The following is a 16251-nucleotide window of genomic DNA, read 5'->3' on the forward strand; positions in this document are numbered from 1 at the left end:
GGTGTGCCACAGAATACTGTGGCAAACCGTTCCTTTTTTGCATTTCACGGAAACGCCCGCTTAAGGCGAATCCCGACCGGCCAACTCGTCATTGCGGCCACGCATATAGAGCTGCGGGCTGCTCCCCATCTCGAGGCGAAACGCGTACACGAACGCGGACGTCGAACCATAGCCGAGTTCCATCGCCGTTCGCGTCACGCCCATCCCTGAGCTCAGCAATTCAATCGCCCTGAACAAGCGCATCCGCCGCCGCCACGAGCGCAGGCTCATGCCGGTTTCCGCAGCAAAGTGCCGCGCAAGCGTGCGCGCCGACATCCCCAAAACTTGCCCCCATTCTTCCGGGCCGCGCTCGTCCGCCGGGTCGGTGTAAAGCGCTTCGCAAACTATCGTCAACGCGCCGTCGCGCGGCCACGGCAGCGCTGCAGGGAGCGGGCGAGCGCGTCGAAGCTGGTCAAGAATGAGACGAGTGATGCGGCCCGCGTATCCATCATCGTCCGCCTGCCCCTCTATCTCTGTCGCCTCCATGATGAGGGCTTTCAGCAGCGGCGAAACCGCGAAGACGCGTGGACCGCCTGCCGACAGGGCTCCCCCGGTGTCATCGGCGATCCACAGACTGCGAAACTCGGCGCCAAGCAGCGAACCGACTCGATGGCGCAGGCCGGTCGGCAACCATACGGCCTGTTCCGGCGAAATGACCAGCGAACCGGCCTCCGATATCACCGTTAGCGCCCCGGATATCGCATAGACCATTTGATGCCACTGGTGCGAATGCTCGGGAAAGAAATGGCGTGCAGGGATGGACTGGGCGCGCACTTTCAGCGGCGCCGGGGGCGTGACACCAGCAGGGGCTTCGATTGTTTCCCAAGGCATATCAGAACTTCCGGTTGACAGATATTCTATACATCTTGTCGATTCATCGAGATACCGACACGGGAAAAATTGATCTAATTGTGTTTCCCCGTACCGGAGCACCGAGCCGGCGCCGCATCAGGCTGCCTGCGCCCGGAAGCTCGCGATTGCCACTGGAGTCACCCGTTCTATGTCTCGCCTCGACCGCTACAGCCTGCCGCTCTCGACGACCTCCGACCTTGCGGCCGAGCGCTATCAGGCTGGTATCGACCTTCTTCTGTCGTTGTGGCCCGGCGCCGCGCAGACGCTCGATGAGGCGATTGCCGCCGACCAGGATTTCGCACTCGCCTATGCCGCACGGGCGCGTTTACACGCCATTCGTGCGGAAGTGACCGAGGCGCGCGCAAAGATTGCGAAGGCGATGGACCTTGTGGCTCGCAACGGGACGGAACGCGAGCGCAGCCACGTACAAGTCCTGTCTTTCGCGATCAACGGGCAGGCACCGAGGGCGCTTGCCGGGGCATTGGCGCACACGGACCGGTGGCCGCGCGACATCGTCATCCTGTCGTTGCCGCTGGGGGCATTTGGTCTCTTTGCGTTCTCGGGAATGGCCAATCACAACCAGGCGCGTGTCGACCTCTGCGAGCATCACGCGCGACACTTCGATGCCGACGACTGGTGGTTCCTCAACTATCGGGGTTGGGCACACGGCGAGAACGGCAACGTTCAGTTGGGTCGCTCCCTGACGCAGCGCTCGCTCGAAGTGCGCCGCCACAATGTGAACGCCGCGCATGCCGTCGCGCACGTGCTGTATGAGGCCGGTGCGAACGACGAAGCGGAAGTCGTGATTACCGGCTGGTTGCCCGAATACGACAAGAGCGGCATTTTGCATAGTCACATTGCGTGGCATGCCGCGCTCATCGCGTTGGAGCGCGGCGATACCGGCCGCGCGCTCGAAGTCTATAACGAGCACGTGGCGCCGTCGGTATCGTTAGGTGTGCCTGTTAATGTCGTCAGCGACACGTCGTCCTTCCTTTGGCGCATGCAGGTGTACGGCCACACGGTTCCGGCGGGCATGTGGGACGCCGCGGCGACCTATGCCTCGGGGTATTTCAAACAGGCAGGATTCCCGTTTGCGGATTTCCATATGGCATTGGTTGCCGCCGCGACAGGAGACAAGGTGGCGCTTGAACGGCGCGTCGATGCGCTCGTCGGGCTTGTCGAGGCGGGAAACCTTCCCGCCGGGTCTGTCGTTCCGGCGATTTGCCGCGCTGCGCTCGCATTCGCCGAGGAAGACTACGGGCGTTGCGCGGCTATCCTCGAACCCGTTGCGGGAGACGTTGTCCGCATCGGCGGAAGCGGTGCCCAGCGCGAGATTGTGGAAGACACGCTGCTAGTCTCGCTGATGCGTAGCGGCGAGGCCGCAAAAGCACGCGCGCTCCTCGACAAGCGCTTGCATCGCCGGCCGTCCCCGCGAGACACGCTTTGGCTCAATCAGCTCTGCACCGCGTAAGTGACGAGTCAACAGGTGCCGATCGTGAGCAATCGGCATCTGAAGTCGGAATCGCAAACGCGACATTGGAAGGGCAATGAGTTCGAGCGTATCAGTGAAAACAACGGGGCTGCGAAGACTCCTCGTCGATGGCGTAGGTCCGGTTGCGGCAATCTCCATCGCACAACTCTTCGGAACCGCGCTGTGGTTCAGCGCCAACAGCACCGCGGCCGACCTGATGCGAGTCTGGCACGCCAGTGCGGCCGATATCGGTTGGCTGACGAATGCCGTGCAAGGTGGATTCATTCTCGGCACGCTCTTCATCTCGTTGAGCGGGGCGGCAGACCGCTTTCGTGCGAGCAGGATTTTCGTTTGCAGCGCAATATCGGGCGCGCTGTTTAACTTCTGCTTTGCATGGCTGTCAACCGGCCTCGTTAGCGGAGCCATCTTCCGGTTCGGCGTAGGCGTCTGCCTGGCCGGTATCTACCCGATGGGAATGAAGCTGATCGTGGGGTGGGCGCCGGACCGCACGGGGCAGGCACTGGCGCAACTGGTTGCGATGCTCACGCTCGGCACGGCGCTGCCTCATGCCATGCGTGTGATGGGAACGGGCTTTCCGTGGCCACTCATCATTTCCGCCTCGTCGATATTGGCGCTCGGCGGGGCATTGATTATCGGTGCACTGGGAGACGGTCCACACGCTGCCTTCAGGCCTCGCCACGCGAGCACAACCGATGCAGGCGGAACGCATCAGCCTGGCGTCCTTGAGGCATTCCGGATTCGACGGTTTCGAGCCGCAACGCTCGGATACTTCGGTCACATGTGGGAGTTGTATGCGTTTTGGACTGCGGTTCCACTGCTGGTTGCCAGAACGTCGCTACATGCGCATTTTCCGGGCGTCGGCGTTTCCGGCATGTCGTTCATCGTGATCGGCATTGGCGCGTTGGGCTCCCTGATTGGCGGCGTCCTGTCGCGACACATTGGCAGCGCGCGGGTGGCCATCGGGGCACTCGCCATTTCGGGGCTCTGCGGGCTGACCTTCGCCCTGGGTTGGCGCTACCTGTCTCCAGAGGTCATCGTTGTGGTGCTCATGGTGTGGGGCGCTTCCGTTATTGCTGACTCGCCCCAATTTTCAGCGCTCGCCGCGAGAGCCTGCCCGCCGGTCCTTGTGGGAAGCGCGCTCGCCATACAGAATTCGATCGGCTTTGCCATTACGGTGGTATCGATTGCAGCAACGACGACCCTGTTAGAGCGCGCCGGGCTCGATGCGACCTGGCTTCTCGTGCCGGGGCCGATGTTTGGTTTGGCCGCCTTTGCGCTGACATCGCGAAGCACCAGTTTGTCGCAGTAAGCGAAGTGATGCACTCGACGTGGCGGTGCTCTGTACGAACCGCACGCGTCTGGAGAATGGAGACAGGCGATGTTGGACCTCCAATACCTCTCGATCGTCATGGAAGTGGAGCGTCTTGGCAGTGTGACTGCCGCCGCGGAACGGTTGAACGTCACGCAATCGGCGCTCTCCCACATGGTCCGGAAGTTCGAAGAGCGGCACGGCGTCAAGTTGTGGACGAAGAACGGCCGGGGTCTGCGCTTTACCCATGCGGGCGAATATCTGCTTGCCCTCGCGGAACGCGTGCTACCCCAGATGGAGCACGCGGAGCGCACACTCGTTGATTTTGCCGAAGGCAGGCAGGGGGCGTTGCGCGTAGGCATGGAATGCCATCCGTGCCAGAAGTGGTTGGCGAGACTGACTCCCCACTATCTCGCCGCCTGGCCCGATGTCGATTTCGACGTGCGCACGGCATTTCGATTTGACGGTGTTGCTGCGCTTCTTGGTTTCGAAATCGACCTGTTGATTACGCCCGACCCCATCGACGTGCCGGACATCGTCTTTTCTCCGGTAATTGACTACGAGTTGGTGCTGGTTCTGCCGCAAGCGCACCCGCTGGCTACGCGCGACTATGCCTTGCCAAAGGACCTGCTCGAAGAGGAACTCATCACCGTTCCCGTGAGCAAGGAGCGGCTCGATGTGTACACACGGTTTCTCGTGCCCGCTCATTGCAAGCCGAAGTTTCACCGGACGGCTGAACAAACCGATCTGATGCTGCAACTTGTTGCTGCCGGGCGCGGCATTGCCGTACTCCCCGACTGGCTCGTCGTAGAGGAGGGCGAGGGTCTTCCCATCCGGACGGTGCGACTCGGAGAGCGCGGCATCACCAAGAGCATCAATCTTGGGGTCCGCCGAGGCGAAGAAGATGTCGCGTATATTGCCGGCTTCCTGGCATTGGCACAGGAAATGGGCGTCAACGTCGGACGAAACATCCGCGCCTGACGCGGCGCTTCAACGCGACATCGTGAGCACCATCCGGAATTTGACGTCGCCAGACCGCATCCGTTGATAGGCCTCATTGGCCCTTTCGAGCGGCATGACTTCGATCATCGGACGAGCCCCGGTTAGCACGCTGAAATCGAGCGCCTTCTCACTTTCATAAGGCGAGCCGGTAAGTGAACCCATCACGCTGCGCTCGCCGCCTACGAACGAGGCGGTCGATACCGGCAACGGGTCTTTGCCTGCGCCCAGCAAAACCAGGCGGCCCCGGGGCGCCAGGCCCCCGCACAATTTCGAAACGGTATCGGCGTGACTGACCGTGGTGACGATAGCGCGCGCTCCGCCCATGGACATGAGTCCTGCCGCGGCATCTTCCTCATTGTTGTCGATGTAGATGTGTGCACCCAATGATTTGGCATCCTCTGCAATCCCGGTGCCGCGCCCGACTGCGACGACCTTGAATCCCATGCGGCGCGCGTACTGCAATGCCATGTGTCCAAGGCCCCCGATGCCGAGGATGGCGACTGTATCGCCGGCCTCTGCGCCACACTTTTTGAGCGCATTGAAGGTGGCAATGCCGGCGCACAGTATGGGCGCGGCTTCCTCCGAGGCAAGCTCGTCTGGAATGGATACCAGGCCGGTACTACGTGCCAGCATCATCTCGGCATAACCGCCATCGCAGGTCGCGCCCAAAACCGGTTGGTTCTGGCAGAGCTGGAAATTGCCCTGACGGCACTGCGGGCACTCGTTGCAGTGACCACCAAGTCGACCCACTCCCACACGCTGGCCTGGTTGCCAGATGGAAGGCGTGTTTGCTCCCATCGCGACGATGCGGCCGACGACTTCATGCCCCGGTACTCGCGGGTGCGGCGAAGTCGCGCTCGCGTTCTCGATGTCGCGCGCGTCCGCACCGCAGACACCACATGCCTCGACAGCGATCAACACCTGGCCATCGCCCGGAACAGGGGTCTTCCGCTCGACCAGTTCCAGTACACCCGGCCGCGTGATTTGAACCGCACGATAGACAGCTTTCATGATGGCTTCTCCAGGTCCGTTGGGTTTTCCGGACAGCAGATAGACGTATCGCGAGAGCGCGACGGTCTAACCGGAACCCGCCTTCGTTACTTGAAAGTTCGGTGATATCGCGCAGCCAGGGCTTCGACGCCGAAGCGCGCCGCCTCGATGGCACCTGCGACGTATCCAGGGAATTGCCGGGACCATTCGCTCGCGATGCCGGTCACATAATCTTGCCAGGGGCCCGGTGGGGCATTGACCGGCGCTACACCGAGATGCGGCGATGAGCCATCGAAGTCGTCGCCCGTAGCGGTGTAAGAGTCGCGTGTCCAGTCCTTGATGAATTCCGCCTCAGGCGTTGCTGCGAGCGGCCCGAAGAGCCGCGCCAGCTGCGAGCGGCAATGAGCGCGCAAGACAGCCTCTGGCACATTCCCGCGGATATTGGCGGGCACGCCGAAGAATCCGAAGAGCGCGGCGCTGCCTCCCTCCATGGACGCATCATGTATCTCGCCGAGCGGTCCACGGGCGCTTCGGGCCTCGCCTGAAAGCCCCATTTCGCGCCAGAACGGGGCTGCGTAGGTTGCAACATACTTTGCGTGAGGTGCCATCCAGGTGGGCGTTCCGCCCCATTGCTGCGCGACCGCCGCAGGCAGGGGCGGCTCGAACCTGACGGTGGCCTCGGCCAGACGCGGGGGCAACGCCAGCAGCACATGGTCAACGCAGGTTGTTCTGGCAAGGCCTGCGGAGTCCTCGCTGTGAACCTCGATATCGTGTGCGCCAAGCCGGAGACCACGCACTGCCTCGCCAGTGATGACTGATTTTTCATCTAGTTCGGCTGCGAGTGCGTCCGTCAATGCCGCCATGCCGCCGACAAGACGCATCGAGACCGGCTCATTCGTGTAGCCGTGCACGCGCACGGGAGCCTGGTCGTGCGAGCGCTCTACCAGCATGTCACCAGTCTGGTACTGCTCGAAGCGGGCGATACCGAGGTCGCGGATCACGCTATCGAGTTCAGGCTGAATATCAGGCCAGAACCAGGTCGGACCGAGGTCGAAGCGGTCCAGGCCGTTGATGCTTCCATTCGCGGCAGTCTCCTGACCAGCAGTGGAGAGGATGCGGCCTCCGGTCGTCTCGCGCGCCTCGAAGAGGACATAGTCACCGATGCCTTGCTGTTGCAGGAGGAACGCCGCGTAGAGGCCGCTCAGGCCGCCTCCGACGACGGCGATACGAGGGGTTCGCATGGCTACGTCCAAAATTCAACGTGGAAAGTGAACATATGTGTCACATGCGCGAGAGCCCATCGCAGTCATGTCATGAAGGGGCGGTGAAGATTGTTCTCGCGCTCACGTCATTCTTCACGTTTTCCTGTGCGCCGACAAAGGAGATAAAGTTTCAGTGACAAGAAGAAAAACTTTGCCGCGACCCGGTAGACGGTTCTGTCATTCGAATCGGGACAATGCAGCGTTCGCTGGACCTGTTGCAGGCGGTGCTCCCGGCTTGACTCCGGGCGAGTCTTCCCGACCATACAGCCTTCGGCCGACGGCCGAAAGCTCATGAAAGGCCGGACACTAACAAAGCGACGTGTCCAGGAAACCCAGACGGTTAATGAAAAACACCCCAAAGACTGGATCAATGTCCAATATTTGGGGTGCAATTTACTAGCGCGGCTTTTCCTGGCCCGGGGTAATGCATCCATTCCCCCGGGCTTCTGAACCTGCTATTAGAACCGGTGGTACATGCCGATGTTGGCTTGAACCTGGTTGCCGCCCGATGCCGTGTTGCCGAAGTCTGCAGCCGAAGCCTGAGCGCCCTGCGCGTGAACGTAGGCACCCATCACGTATACCGAGGTGAGCTTCGACAGCGCGTACGTAGCACCCAGCGACGCCTGGTTGATCGAAGCCATCGTGCGGCCCTCAGCGGCTTGTGCAGGCGTGGCTGCCGAGCCGTAGACGTACGTGTATCCAGCAGCCAGCGACAGCGCCGGGGTTGCCTGGTACTGCAGAAGGGCACCCACTACGTTGAAGTGGATCGATTCCTGGCCGTCGTTGCCTTCATATTGAGCGTTCGAGTAGCGCAGGCCGGCCGTGTACGGACCGAACTGGTATTGGCCGGCGATTTGAGCGATGCCCGCGCTCTTGAACGCATTGCCACCGTAGTAACCCGAACTCGGATAGCCCAGCGCACCGCCGAACGACGGTTGCGCCGTTGCGTTCTGCCAGCCGTTCTCACCCTGGTTTGCGGCATGGAAGTAGCCGCCGGCGACCGTCAGACCACCTTGAGCGTAGTCTGCAGCCACCGACCACGATTGACCCGAACCCATCGCACCGGCAACGCCGCCGAACGAGTACGCGCCTTCAGCCTGGAAGCCGTGGAAAATCGGCGAAATGTACTTGACGGCGTTGTTCTGGTTCGTCGTGTTGTCGTTGTTGTCCACGTCGCCCGGGGTCGAGAACGTCGACGCCGAAACGGCGTCGCCCGTCAAGCCCTGAACCATTTCCGTCACGGCGTCGATCTGGCGACCCATACGCAGGGTACCGTACTGGTCCGACGTGAGGCCTACGTAGGCCTGGCGGTTGAACAGCGAACGCGAGGAGCCAATGGGGCCCTGGCCGCCGATGCCGCCGTTGGCAATGTTGAAACCATTTTCGAGCTTGAAGACCGCCTTGAGGCCGCCGCCGAGGTCTTCCTGACCCTGGAGGCCCCACTTGTTCGAACCAGAGGCACCGCCAACGAGGGCGACCAGCGAGTGGCCATTAACGTTCGAGGTGTAGCTGATACCTGCGTCCAGCATGCCGTACAGGGTGACCGACGACTGTGCCATTGCTGCCGAGGATGCGGCGAAAGCGGCAACAGCGATAACCGTTGCCTTGATGGTGCTGTTCTTCATCTGTAATTCAGTGTCCCTGAGTATCTTTTGGATTGGTTTATCTGTTACTGCGCGCCGGAGGATACGGCACCTCCTGCAAACTCAAGAAACGAAAAAAAATAGACTGTCGCAAAAACGTAACAAAAAGGCGCAATGTCTTGTCCGGCGGGGGATCGATGGACTATTCCGTGCCAGGTCGGCAAGGGCGGATGGGTGGCCGTTCCCGTCGGCGGCCGACGTTTGAAGGTCCGGCCGGACCCTTCTGTGACTGGCGCTTCATGGCCGGCAGCCGACTCGCGCGTTTCGCATCGGCCAGCGCTTGCCGCCTTGCGGCGCGATCGGGTGGCACCTCTGGTAGAGGCTGACCGGGCGAGCGCTCAGGCGCCTGCGCGAGTTGCCGGCGGTAGCACGGCGGCTGCATGACGTACCTCCACCGCGATCGACCGCAGCGGCGCATCGGCGATGAAACGATCGAGCAGTTCACGCACGTCGTGATCGATGTAGTCGGCGCGCGAGGTGTCGACGATCACCGTCGCGCGATCCGGGATGTGAGCGAGCATCTGCTTGAGCGGCACCTTGCCGAGGAATGACACATCCTTGCGAAAGGAAACCAGGAAATGATCGTCGTGCCGCGCGAGCGCGATCGGCCGATGCAGATTCGCCCACAGCGCGAGCCCCGCGCTGCACAGCACGCCGAGCATGATTCCGGTGAGCAGGTCGGTGGCGAGCACGCTGGCGATCGTAACGATGAATGGCGCGAACGGTGCCGCGCCCTGCTTCGCGAGCGCGATGAACAAGGAAGGTTTGGCGAGCTTGATGCCGGTGTGAATGAGGATGGCCGCAAGACTCGCGAGCGGAATCATGTTGATCGCGTCGGTGAGCGCAAACACGCTGACGAGCAGCAGCACGCCGTGCACGATCGCGGAGAGCCGGCTTTGCGCGCCGGCGTGCACGTTTGCCGAGCTGCGCACGATGACCGAAGTGATGGGCAGGCCGCCGATGGCGCCGGCGACGATATTGCCGACCCCTTGCGCCTTGAGTTCGCGGTTGGGCGGCGCGGCGCGCCGCTGCGGGTCGATCTGCTCGACGGCTTCGAGGCTCAGCAGCGTCTCGAGACTGGCCACGACGGCGAGCGTCAGGGCGACGATCCAGATCTCCGGGTCGACCAGGCGGGCGAAGCTCAGCTCGAACTCGCCGAACTGCAGGGCGTTGCCCAGAGCCGCGAACGATTCGATAGCAGGTAGTGCCACGCGTTGTTCGACCGGCAATGCGAACGCCGTGCCGGGCGAGCCACAGACCAGCGTCGCGCTCACGCCCGCTAGCACGACGACGAGCGGTGCGGGCACGAGCCGGACAAGCGCGAAGCGTCGCAATGCGCGCGTTTCCCAACCCGCAAGAATGGCGAGCGAGATCGCGGTGACCGCGCATACGACGGGTGAGATCGACTCAAGCGCGTGGGTCAGAGACCCGGTCCCGTTGCCCGAGGTCAGTCCGAGTGCGAGCGGAACCTGCTTGATGACCAGCAGCAGGCCGATTGCGGCGAGCATGCCCTTGATGACGGGCGTGGGCACATACGAGGCGAGGCGACCGGCTTTGAGCATGCCGAAACCGAACTGCAGCACACCCGACAGCAGCACGGCAATCAGGAATGCAGAGAAACTGCCGAGGCGCGCGATGCCATCCACGACGATCACGACGAGCCCGGCGGCGGGGCCGCTCACGCTCAGGCGCGAGCCGCTGAGCGCGGCGACGACGATGCCGCCGACAATGCCGGAAACGAGCCCGGCCAACGGCTCCGCGCCGGAAGCCCTTGTAATGCCGAGGCATAGCGGCAGTGCGACGAGAAAGACGACGGTGCCGGCGGCGAGGTCACGCGCGAGCGCGGACAGGGAAGCTCTCGAAGTCATGATGGATGCGGGTAGAAAAGGAAGGTAGAGGATTCGATGGCGGCGGTCCTGACGCGCGACTTGAGGCCTGCGCCTCAAGCGTGCGTGGGCTGCACAATGCAGAATGGATTTGCTCAGGCCGCGACGGTGGCCTTCGCTGTTTCAACGTCGTAGCCCGACGCGAGTTCGCGCAGTTGGCCGTCGTTGAGCGAAAAGATCCACCCGTGCACGAGCGGCACAGTTGCGGCGTTGCGCACGAGGGGATGCTCGCGCAGCAGGCGCACCTGTTCGATCACGTTCAGTTCGGCCAGGCGGTTGACGCGCGCCTCTTCCGACGGCAGGCGCGCCAGCGTCGAGCGGTGCGTTTGCGCGAGCGCGCAAAGCGGCTTGATGCGACGGTTCACGTGGGGCAGGGCGTCGGCGGGCGGCAGCAGCGAGGCGCGTACGCCGCCGCATCCGTAGTGCCCGCAAACGATGATGTGCACGACCCGCAGCACATGCACCGCGTATTCGAGCACGCTCATGTTGTTGTCGTCGTCGGGATGGAAAAGGTTCGCGATATTGCGGTGAACGAACAAATCTCCGGGCGCGCAGTGCGTGACGCTTTCGGCGGGTACGCGGCTGTCGGAGCAGCCGATCCAGAGCACCTGGGGCTTTTGCCCTGTGGCAAGCGTGCTGAAGAATTGCGGATCGCGCCGGGCGATTTCCTGCGCCCAGGCGACATTGGCAACGAGCATACGTTTCGGAAGATTCATGGGTCGAGGCTCCATTGAAGGTGGCGGCTTCGCTCAATCCTTACGTATACCTTTCTATCAGAAATCAGCCTGTCGCTTTCGAAAAATAAATCGGAACCATGCGCGGCGAATATAAATAAACGGCCCCGCAACGCTCGTCGGTAAACGGTAGAAACGCAACCGTCGAGATCAGGCTCGTTGCGGCGCGCCGAAAGTTCGGCAGTCCGCTCAGACGGAGGCACAACTCACGTCATCCCTGCGCCTCGCGCTCGCTACGCTTGCCGATGAAGAATCGCCTACTGCGGAACTTTGATCATGCCCGAGCGGGTCAGCGTAACGTTTCTGGACACGCTTCCCGGCGCATTGGCGAGAATCCACGCAGCCGGGAGTTCACCGAACGGGTCCTTGCTCGACATGCCATCGGTCGGGACCACGACCTTGAAGCCGCGCAGTGCCGCCTCGCTTGCGGTGTACAACACTGCGCCCGGCCAAAACCATACGGAAGCCTGGTGCCTTGAGCGGGCCGCTCTGCGCGCAGACCATGGCACACGACGTTCGAAGTGCGCCGTCTGAATATCGCTTGCGGGCGGACAACTATCGGGAGTTCCTGCCGGCGCTCAAGCGCCCCGGCAAGACGGTGATCGCCGTGTCGCACGACGACCGGTTCTTCGATGCCGCGGACCCGGTGATATGCGTGAGGGAGGGGCGAATCGTAGAAGTCATGGAACAGGAGCGGGTCATATCGACCCCACTTCGCGCGGCCCGGCATCCATTTTCTCCACGCGAAACATGAAAATGTTTGACATCGAAGGCGCGTTAAGAACAACGACGCGGTCTATCAAGTGGGCAATGAAGCGAAGTCGACGCGGAAAAAACGTATCCCATTGGACGTTTGGGATCAGAAAGAAGTCGATTTTCGATACCGGAAGATCGAGCTTTTCGATTGCTTTTAGCACTTTTGCAGCGTTGCAAAGCCGGTAATAGGCGGGATAATCGTTTGCCTGAGGGGCGATTGACCGACGGTAGAGATACTTTATCCCAAGTGCCTGCATGATCCGCACGATGACAGTGAAAGGGTGCCTCGCGTTAGGCGACATAGACCAATACACGCCGCCGGGTTTGAGCACCTCGATCGTTTTGGCGAGAAACGAAGTCTCATTGACGACATGTTCAACAACGTTATAGGAATAGGCCAGGTCGTACGTGTTCGATGGCACGGGGATCTCCTCCATCGCACAGGTCCACCGCTTCCTGATCAATGGATGGGGTTGAACAACGGGGAAGGGGTCGACGCCATCGACTTCCCCAAGGATATGCTCGATCCTGCTGATGGTTGGATTGGTGCCGTGACCGCATCCGATGTCGAGTACATGGCAGGATATTCCGGGCTCCGCGGCGAGGCGAGTGGCATAGTATTCCTGAAAAAATGATCGATTGGCGTCGTAGTGTTCGAATCTTCGATTGCAATCAACGTAATGATATGAAATCGTAATATCGCTCATTTCGGCCTCGGAATTGCGAATTAAAGTGTTGGCGCCGAAGATGTCGGCAAACTTTTCTGGAGGAGGGGATTTAAATCACGATCTCAACAATAGGCCACATGCGCGGAAACGTCAGTGATATTTATTTATTTCACTGTGCTTGCGGAAAATATCAATAGTGGCGAGGTCGACGTTCGGAAACCGTGAATAGAAAGCAGATTGAGCTGGTTTGCGAAGGTCTATATATCGCTGTCGATTCGACGCGGAAATATCCAGGAAGCGATGTTGACCATAGGCCGTTGCTGGCGTATCGCGACGACCGTTGCGACCGCTGGCCGATTGAGCGCATGATGGGTGAACGCGGTTTGTGGTCGTGCGCGTACCCAAGGTAGGCAGCACGCCTGGCGCGGCGGCGATACCTGGAGCAGTGAAGAAACGTTCGGCGGCGACACAAGGAGCTGGCGATGAAATTCTATGCGCGAGAGTATGAAGGGCGGCTGGAAGTGTTCAGCTTCGACGGTGTTTATAGAATTCGCATCGCGCAGTTGTGCGGCGCGGCAAAAACAGCGTTCGCAGACACCGTTCAGCTATGGATAGGTGATGGCGTATCCGCGGACGAAGCCGTTGCCCGAGAGGCCGAGTCGTTGGCGCGATTAATTAACGAATACTAGAAAACATGAAGCAACGGTGGACCTGGAAGCGCTTTGCTGTTTCAAATCGCACGCGTTGCGGCGTCGATATGCAATCCGGCAGGCAGCAGTTCGGCACGCGGATAGTGCACGAGCGTGAATGCGCGCATGCGGGGCGGATCGCCCGGAATGCGCGCGACGCCGAACTCAATCTCCCGGCTCGCCTCGGTATCGTCGTTCCTGACCACGTTCAGCAAATCCAGACGCAGGCAGCGCTCCTCGACATAGATATGGTCCGCGGGATTGGAAAATACGTCGCAGACCCGGTCCAGCTGGAGTTCGATCACCTCGGTCGGGACACGAAGGGCAGCGAGGTTGCGAGCGTTCTCTTCAATCTCGTTCTCTAGCTGAGCCAGTTCACCTGAACCGGCGTCGTGGTTGTCTCCCACCACAGAGCGCATGCCCACGCCCCCGCGTTCGAGCAACGTCACGCGTGCCTCAAGAAGCTCGCGTCCTTTCTTGACGAGCGCGCGGCGGTCGGCGGCCATTCTGGCCAGCCCTTCGAGCGTCAACTGATCGATCAGCCTGCGCGCCATTTCCTCGCGGAGGCCCGCGTCCGAGTTGCCGCAGACCCTGATGCGATGGTCGCTGAAACAAAGCGTGGTCTGCGCAACGTCGCGGTGTACCGCGTCGCCTTCGAGTGCAACGCCCAGCACATGGCGTTCGAACATCGTCATCCCGAGCGTCGCGTAGGCTTGCGCCGCGTCGGCATTCTGTGCAAAGAATGCGCGCAGTTCTTCCGAGCGGCTGAACACCTTCGGTATGTCATCGGCCGTCGCGAAGAATGTGCGGATCAATGGATCGGCAGCCCAGGCGGCCATACTGGACTCGTGGGGCGCGGGCAGGTGGTCGATCAGATCGTCGATGTGGAGCAGCGACAGGGAGACGGCTTTCCCGAGCCGCTCTCTGTAACTCCGCGCCAGCTGCAGACGAGGGTTCATGGCAACCACGCGGTCGATCATCTCGTCGAGGCGCGCGCGCGCGCCCTGCATGACGCTGCCGGTTGAACCTTCGTTTGAACCGAACAGCCAGGTAAGCAAACCCATCGCTGACCTCTCATGGGGGCGTGAAACCTGCCGCGATGGTCAGGCGAGCGGACCAGGGAAGCTAACGCCATGCAAACAATCATTCCGGCGGTGCAGCCCAGCGGAGGAAAGGACTCGCATCTGCATCAAGCACGACTGTCTCGAGTTCACGCACACGCAGTCCATTGCATCTCATGCTGCCGCAGGCGGAGTCAGAGTCAATCGGACGATGGTCCTATGAAATGGAATCGCTGCCTGAAAAAAGAAAACTCCAGCACCGGGCGCAACACGTGACTGGCCTGACGCTCGCCCCGCACCCAGCACGACTTGAAACCCCGATGGCAAGCGATGATCAGAGATCTCCGCGCACTTCGCCGGTTCCCAGCACGCCTCGCCGCCGGTTGACCTCCGCCCAAAGCTCATCGCTGTCGTCGCTGCGCAGCAGGACCACCCAGTCCAGTTGATTGTCGGCCACGCCGAAGTACTCCAGGATTTCCCTGCGAACGGCATCGACGAACTGCGCGTATTCCGGGGTTGCCTGGGCCTGCGCGTGCAAGGCGTCGTATGCCGCATCGTCCGCGCCGCCGCCGTGCTCGTCGATGTAGCGCGAGATCCACTGGTCCAGTTCGCGGTCGTAGTCGGCCTCGGCGCGCATTGCCTGCACAGCCGTGTAGAAATCCAGTTCGGCAAACGCGGCGATCGCCGCCGTTGTCGGCTCGTCGAATGTCGTTTTCATTTCATATCTCATGTTGTTCGTGGCACATCATCGCACGGGCCGCATGCACCGTTCGGAAAACAAAGGCCGCACCCAACGACAGGTTTTCCGTGCGAAGGCCCTTGTCAGGGGAGGCCAGGATCACCGAAGATCGGTGATCTGCCCATTCTTGCTGGGGACGACATGCATCCATTCGCGGATTCCGCCAATCCACCGCTCCACGATGGCGTCTTTGCACTCTGGGATCGGCTGGCCGAGTTCTCCGCAGGCGAAGGCGATGCCGCGCTGACCCACTTGCTAACCACGCTCTGTGCGATGGTCGCCGCACAGAATGCGCTGTGGGCCGTGGTTGTGCGATTGCCTTCGCCCGCGCCAAACGATCCTTTGTTCGGCTGGCGTCCACGTCTGGTTCGGCTCCTGCATCCGGTACCCGCGGTGGTCGCTTCCGTGCAGGAGCAGTTCGACACGCTCTGGTCCGGCAACGTCGACGCGTCACATGTCGTGGCCGCGTCGGGGGACGAGCCGTTCCGCGCCAACCTGCTCTTCGAGGCGATGCCCGCCGAATGGTTTGAAGGCGAGCACTATCGCCGCCACTACCTCGAAGTCGGTCACGGCGACAGCATCCAGGTGCGATGCTCGCTCAACGACGATGTGCGGATTCACCTCTTTGTGTTTCGCGATCTGCAGGCCTCCCGCTTTTCTGCGCTGGATCTCGAAGTTTTGGCTTTCGTGATGCACGGGCTGAGATGGTACTGCCGGCAGCAACTGCTCAGCCACGGCCTGCTCATCGCCGACGCTCCCCTGACGTCGGCCGAACGAAGGGTGCTGCTTGGACTGCTCGACGGACTCACGGAAAAACAGATCGCGCAGAAGCTCGACCAAAGTCCGAATACGACGCATGTCCACGTGAAGTCGATCTACACCAAATTCAACGTCCAGAGCCGCTCAACGCTCACCGCGTTGTGGCTCGGCAAGTTGCGATAGCGAACTGCAGGCGCTGCGGCTTTGCCGGCAACGATGCCGGGCAGGGCGCGGCTCGCGCGTGTCACCTGTTCAGGTTATGTTCGGGCGTCAGCGAATAATCTACGATGCCCTGGAAGATACAGGCTGCTATTGCATTGCAGGGTGACCATAACCACCGCAGATCCATGGACCAGACCGTGTCGTCGAA

Annotated in this window: 15 protein-coding genes; 5 read left to right on the forward strand and 10 right to left on the reverse strand. The window is 61.4% G+C overall.

The window, feature by feature from the left end; genetic code table 11:
• Positions 1–60 precede the first annotated feature (60 nt).
• Positions 61–870, reverse strand: coding sequence for a helix-turn-helix transcriptional regulator (locus AB4Y35_RS22980; RefSeq protein WP_368706061.1), 810 nt, complete (start codon positions 868–870; stop codon positions 61–63).
• Positions 871–1039: 169 nt separating this feature from the next.
• Here AB4Y35_RS22980 and AB4Y35_RS22985 point away from each other — a divergent pair, with 169 nt between their 5' ends.
• The 3 genes from AB4Y35_RS22985 (at position 1040) to AB4Y35_RS22995 (ending at position 4673) form a co-directional block, all read left to right on the forward strand.
• Positions 1040–2362, forward strand: coding sequence for a tetratricopeptide repeat protein (locus AB4Y35_RS22985; protein ID WP_368706062.1), 1323 nt, complete (start codon positions 1040–1042; stop codon positions 2360–2362).
• 76 nt (positions 2363–2438) lie between these two features.
• On the forward strand, positions 2439–3692 hold the full coding sequence (locus AB4Y35_RS22990) for an MFS transporter (protein ID WP_368706063.1): 1254 nt from the start codon (positions 2439–2441) through the stop codon (positions 3690–3692).
• A 69-nt stretch (positions 3693–3761) separates the two neighbouring features.
• On the forward strand, positions 3762–4673 hold the full coding sequence (locus tag AB4Y35_RS22995) for a LysR family transcriptional regulator (protein WP_368706064.1): 912 nt from the start codon (positions 3762–3764) through the stop codon (positions 4671–4673).
• A gap of 9 nt (positions 4674–4682) precedes the next feature.
• Here AB4Y35_RS22995 and AB4Y35_RS23000 read toward each other — a convergent pair whose 3' ends face one another.
• From AB4Y35_RS23000 to AB4Y35_RS23030, 7 genes are all read right to left on the reverse strand, one after another.
• Positions 4683–5705: an alcohol dehydrogenase gene (locus tag AB4Y35_RS23000; RefSeq protein WP_368706065.1), complete on the reverse strand. Its 1023-nt coding sequence runs from the start codon at positions 5703–5705 to the stop codon at positions 4683–4685.
• 86 nt (positions 5706–5791) lie between these two features.
• On the reverse strand, positions 5792–6925 hold the full coding sequence (locus AB4Y35_RS23005; RefSeq protein ID WP_368706066.1) for a flavin monoamine oxidase family protein: 1134 nt from the start codon (positions 6923–6925) through the stop codon (positions 5792–5794).
• Positions 6926–7404: 479 nt separating this feature from the next.
• A complete protein-coding gene (locus tag AB4Y35_RS23010) occupies positions 7405–8571 on the reverse strand; it encodes a porin (protein ID WP_342921619.1) in 1167 nt (388 codons plus the stop codon).
• Positions 8572–8927: 356 nt separating this feature from the next.
• Positions 8928–10457, reverse strand: coding sequence for a SulP family inorganic anion transporter (locus AB4Y35_RS23015; protein WP_368706067.1), 1530 nt, complete (start codon positions 10455–10457; stop codon positions 8928–8930).
• A 113-nt stretch (positions 10458–10570) separates the two neighbouring features.
• On the reverse strand, positions 10571–11191 hold the full coding sequence (locus tag AB4Y35_RS23020; RefSeq protein WP_368706068.1) for a carbonic anhydrase: 621 nt from the start codon (positions 11189–11191) through the stop codon (positions 10571–10573).
• A 275-nt stretch (positions 11192–11466) separates the two neighbouring features.
• A complete protein-coding gene (locus AB4Y35_RS23025; RefSeq protein WP_368706069.1) occupies positions 11467–11649 on the reverse strand; it encodes a hypothetical protein in 183 nt (60 codons plus the stop codon).
• 258 nt (positions 11650–11907) lie between these two features.
• On the reverse strand, positions 11908–12672 hold the full coding sequence (locus tag AB4Y35_RS23030; RefSeq protein WP_368706070.1) for a class I SAM-dependent methyltransferase: 765 nt from the start codon (positions 12670–12672) through the stop codon (positions 11908–11910).
• Between the two features lie 443 nt (positions 12673–13115).
• Between AB4Y35_RS23030 and AB4Y35_RS23035 the strand changes: the two genes are divergently transcribed.
• Positions 13116–13322, forward strand: coding sequence for a hypothetical protein (locus AB4Y35_RS23035; RefSeq protein ID WP_028204535.1), 207 nt, complete (start codon positions 13116–13118; stop codon positions 13320–13322).
• 41 nt (positions 13323–13363) lie between these two features.
• Here the strand turns inward: AB4Y35_RS23035 and AB4Y35_RS23040 are convergent, their stop codons facing one another.
• Entirely contained in the window at positions 13364–14386 is a 1023-nt protein-coding gene (locus AB4Y35_RS23040; protein ID WP_368706071.1) for a hypothetical protein, read from the reverse strand.
• 331 nt (positions 14387–14717) lie between these two features.
• Positions 14718–15101: an ATP-dependent protease gene (locus tag AB4Y35_RS23045; protein WP_368706072.1), complete on the reverse strand. Its 384-nt coding sequence runs from the start codon at positions 15099–15101 to the stop codon at positions 14718–14720.
• A gap of 162 nt (positions 15102–15263) precedes the next feature.
• Between AB4Y35_RS23045 and AB4Y35_RS23050 the strand changes: the two genes are divergently transcribed.
• A complete protein-coding gene (locus AB4Y35_RS23050) occupies positions 15264–16064 on the forward strand; it encodes a LuxR C-terminal-related transcriptional regulator (protein WP_368706073.1) in 801 nt (266 codons plus the stop codon).
• Positions 16065–16251 lie beyond the last annotated feature (187 nt).

Source organism: Paraburkholderia sp. EG286A, from assembly GCF_040965375.1.
Classification (GTDB): Bacteria; Pseudomonadota; Gammaproteobacteria; order Burkholderiales; family Burkholderiaceae; genus Paraburkholderia.

Bases quoted from the DNA above. Each gene is read 5' to 3' on its own strand.
- AB4Y35_RS22980 (WP_368706061.1), bottom strand. From the start codon at position 870: ATGCCTTGGGAAACAATCGAAGCCCCTGCTGGTGTCACGCCCCCGGCG.
- AB4Y35_RS22985 (WP_368706062.1), top strand. From the start codon at position 1,040: ATGTCTCGCCTCGACCGCTACAGCCTGCCGCTCTCGACGACCTCCGAC.
- AB4Y35_RS22990 (WP_368706063.1), top strand. From the start codon at position 2,439: ATGAGTTCGAGCGTATCAGTGAAAACAACGGGGCTGCGAAGACTCCTC.
- AB4Y35_RS22995 (WP_368706064.1), top strand. From the start codon at position 3,762: ATGTTGGACCTCCAATACCTCTCGATCGTCATGGAAGTGGAGCGTCTT.
- AB4Y35_RS23000 (WP_368706065.1), bottom strand. From the start codon at position 5,705: ATGAAAGCTGTCTATCGTGCGGTTCAAATCACGCGGCCGGGTGTACTG.
- AB4Y35_RS23005 (WP_368706066.1), bottom strand. From the start codon at position 6,925: ATGCGAACCCCTCGTATCGCCGTCGTCGGAGGCGGCCTGAGCGGCCTC.
- AB4Y35_RS23010 (WP_342921619.1), bottom strand. From the start codon at position 8,571: ATGAAGAACAGCACCATCAAGGCAACGGTTATCGCTGTTGCCGCTTTC.
- AB4Y35_RS23015 (WP_368706067.1), bottom strand. From the start codon at position 10,457: ATGACTTCGAGAGCTTCCCTGTCCGCGCTCGCGCGTGACCTCGCCGCC.
- AB4Y35_RS23020 (WP_368706068.1), bottom strand. From the start codon at position 11,191: ATGAATCTTCCGAAACGTATGCTCGTTGCCAATGTCGCCTGGGCGCAG.
- AB4Y35_RS23030 (WP_368706070.1), bottom strand. From the start codon at position 12,672: ATGAGCGATATTACGATTTCATATCATTACGTTGATTGCAATCGAAGA.
- AB4Y35_RS23035 (WP_028204535.1), top strand. From the start codon at position 13,116: ATGAAATTCTATGCGCGAGAGTATGAAGGGCGGCTGGAAGTGTTCAGC.
- AB4Y35_RS23040 (WP_368706071.1), bottom strand. From the start codon at position 14,386: ATGGGTTTGCTTACCTGGCTGTTCGGTTCAAACGAAGGTTCAACCGGC.
- AB4Y35_RS23045 (WP_368706072.1), bottom strand. From the start codon at position 15,101: ATGAAAACGACATTCGACGAGCCGACAACGGCGGCGATCGCCGCGTTT.
- AB4Y35_RS23050 (WP_368706073.1), top strand. From the start codon at position 15,264: ATGCATCCATTCGCGGATTCCGCCAATCCACCGCTCCACGATGGCGTC.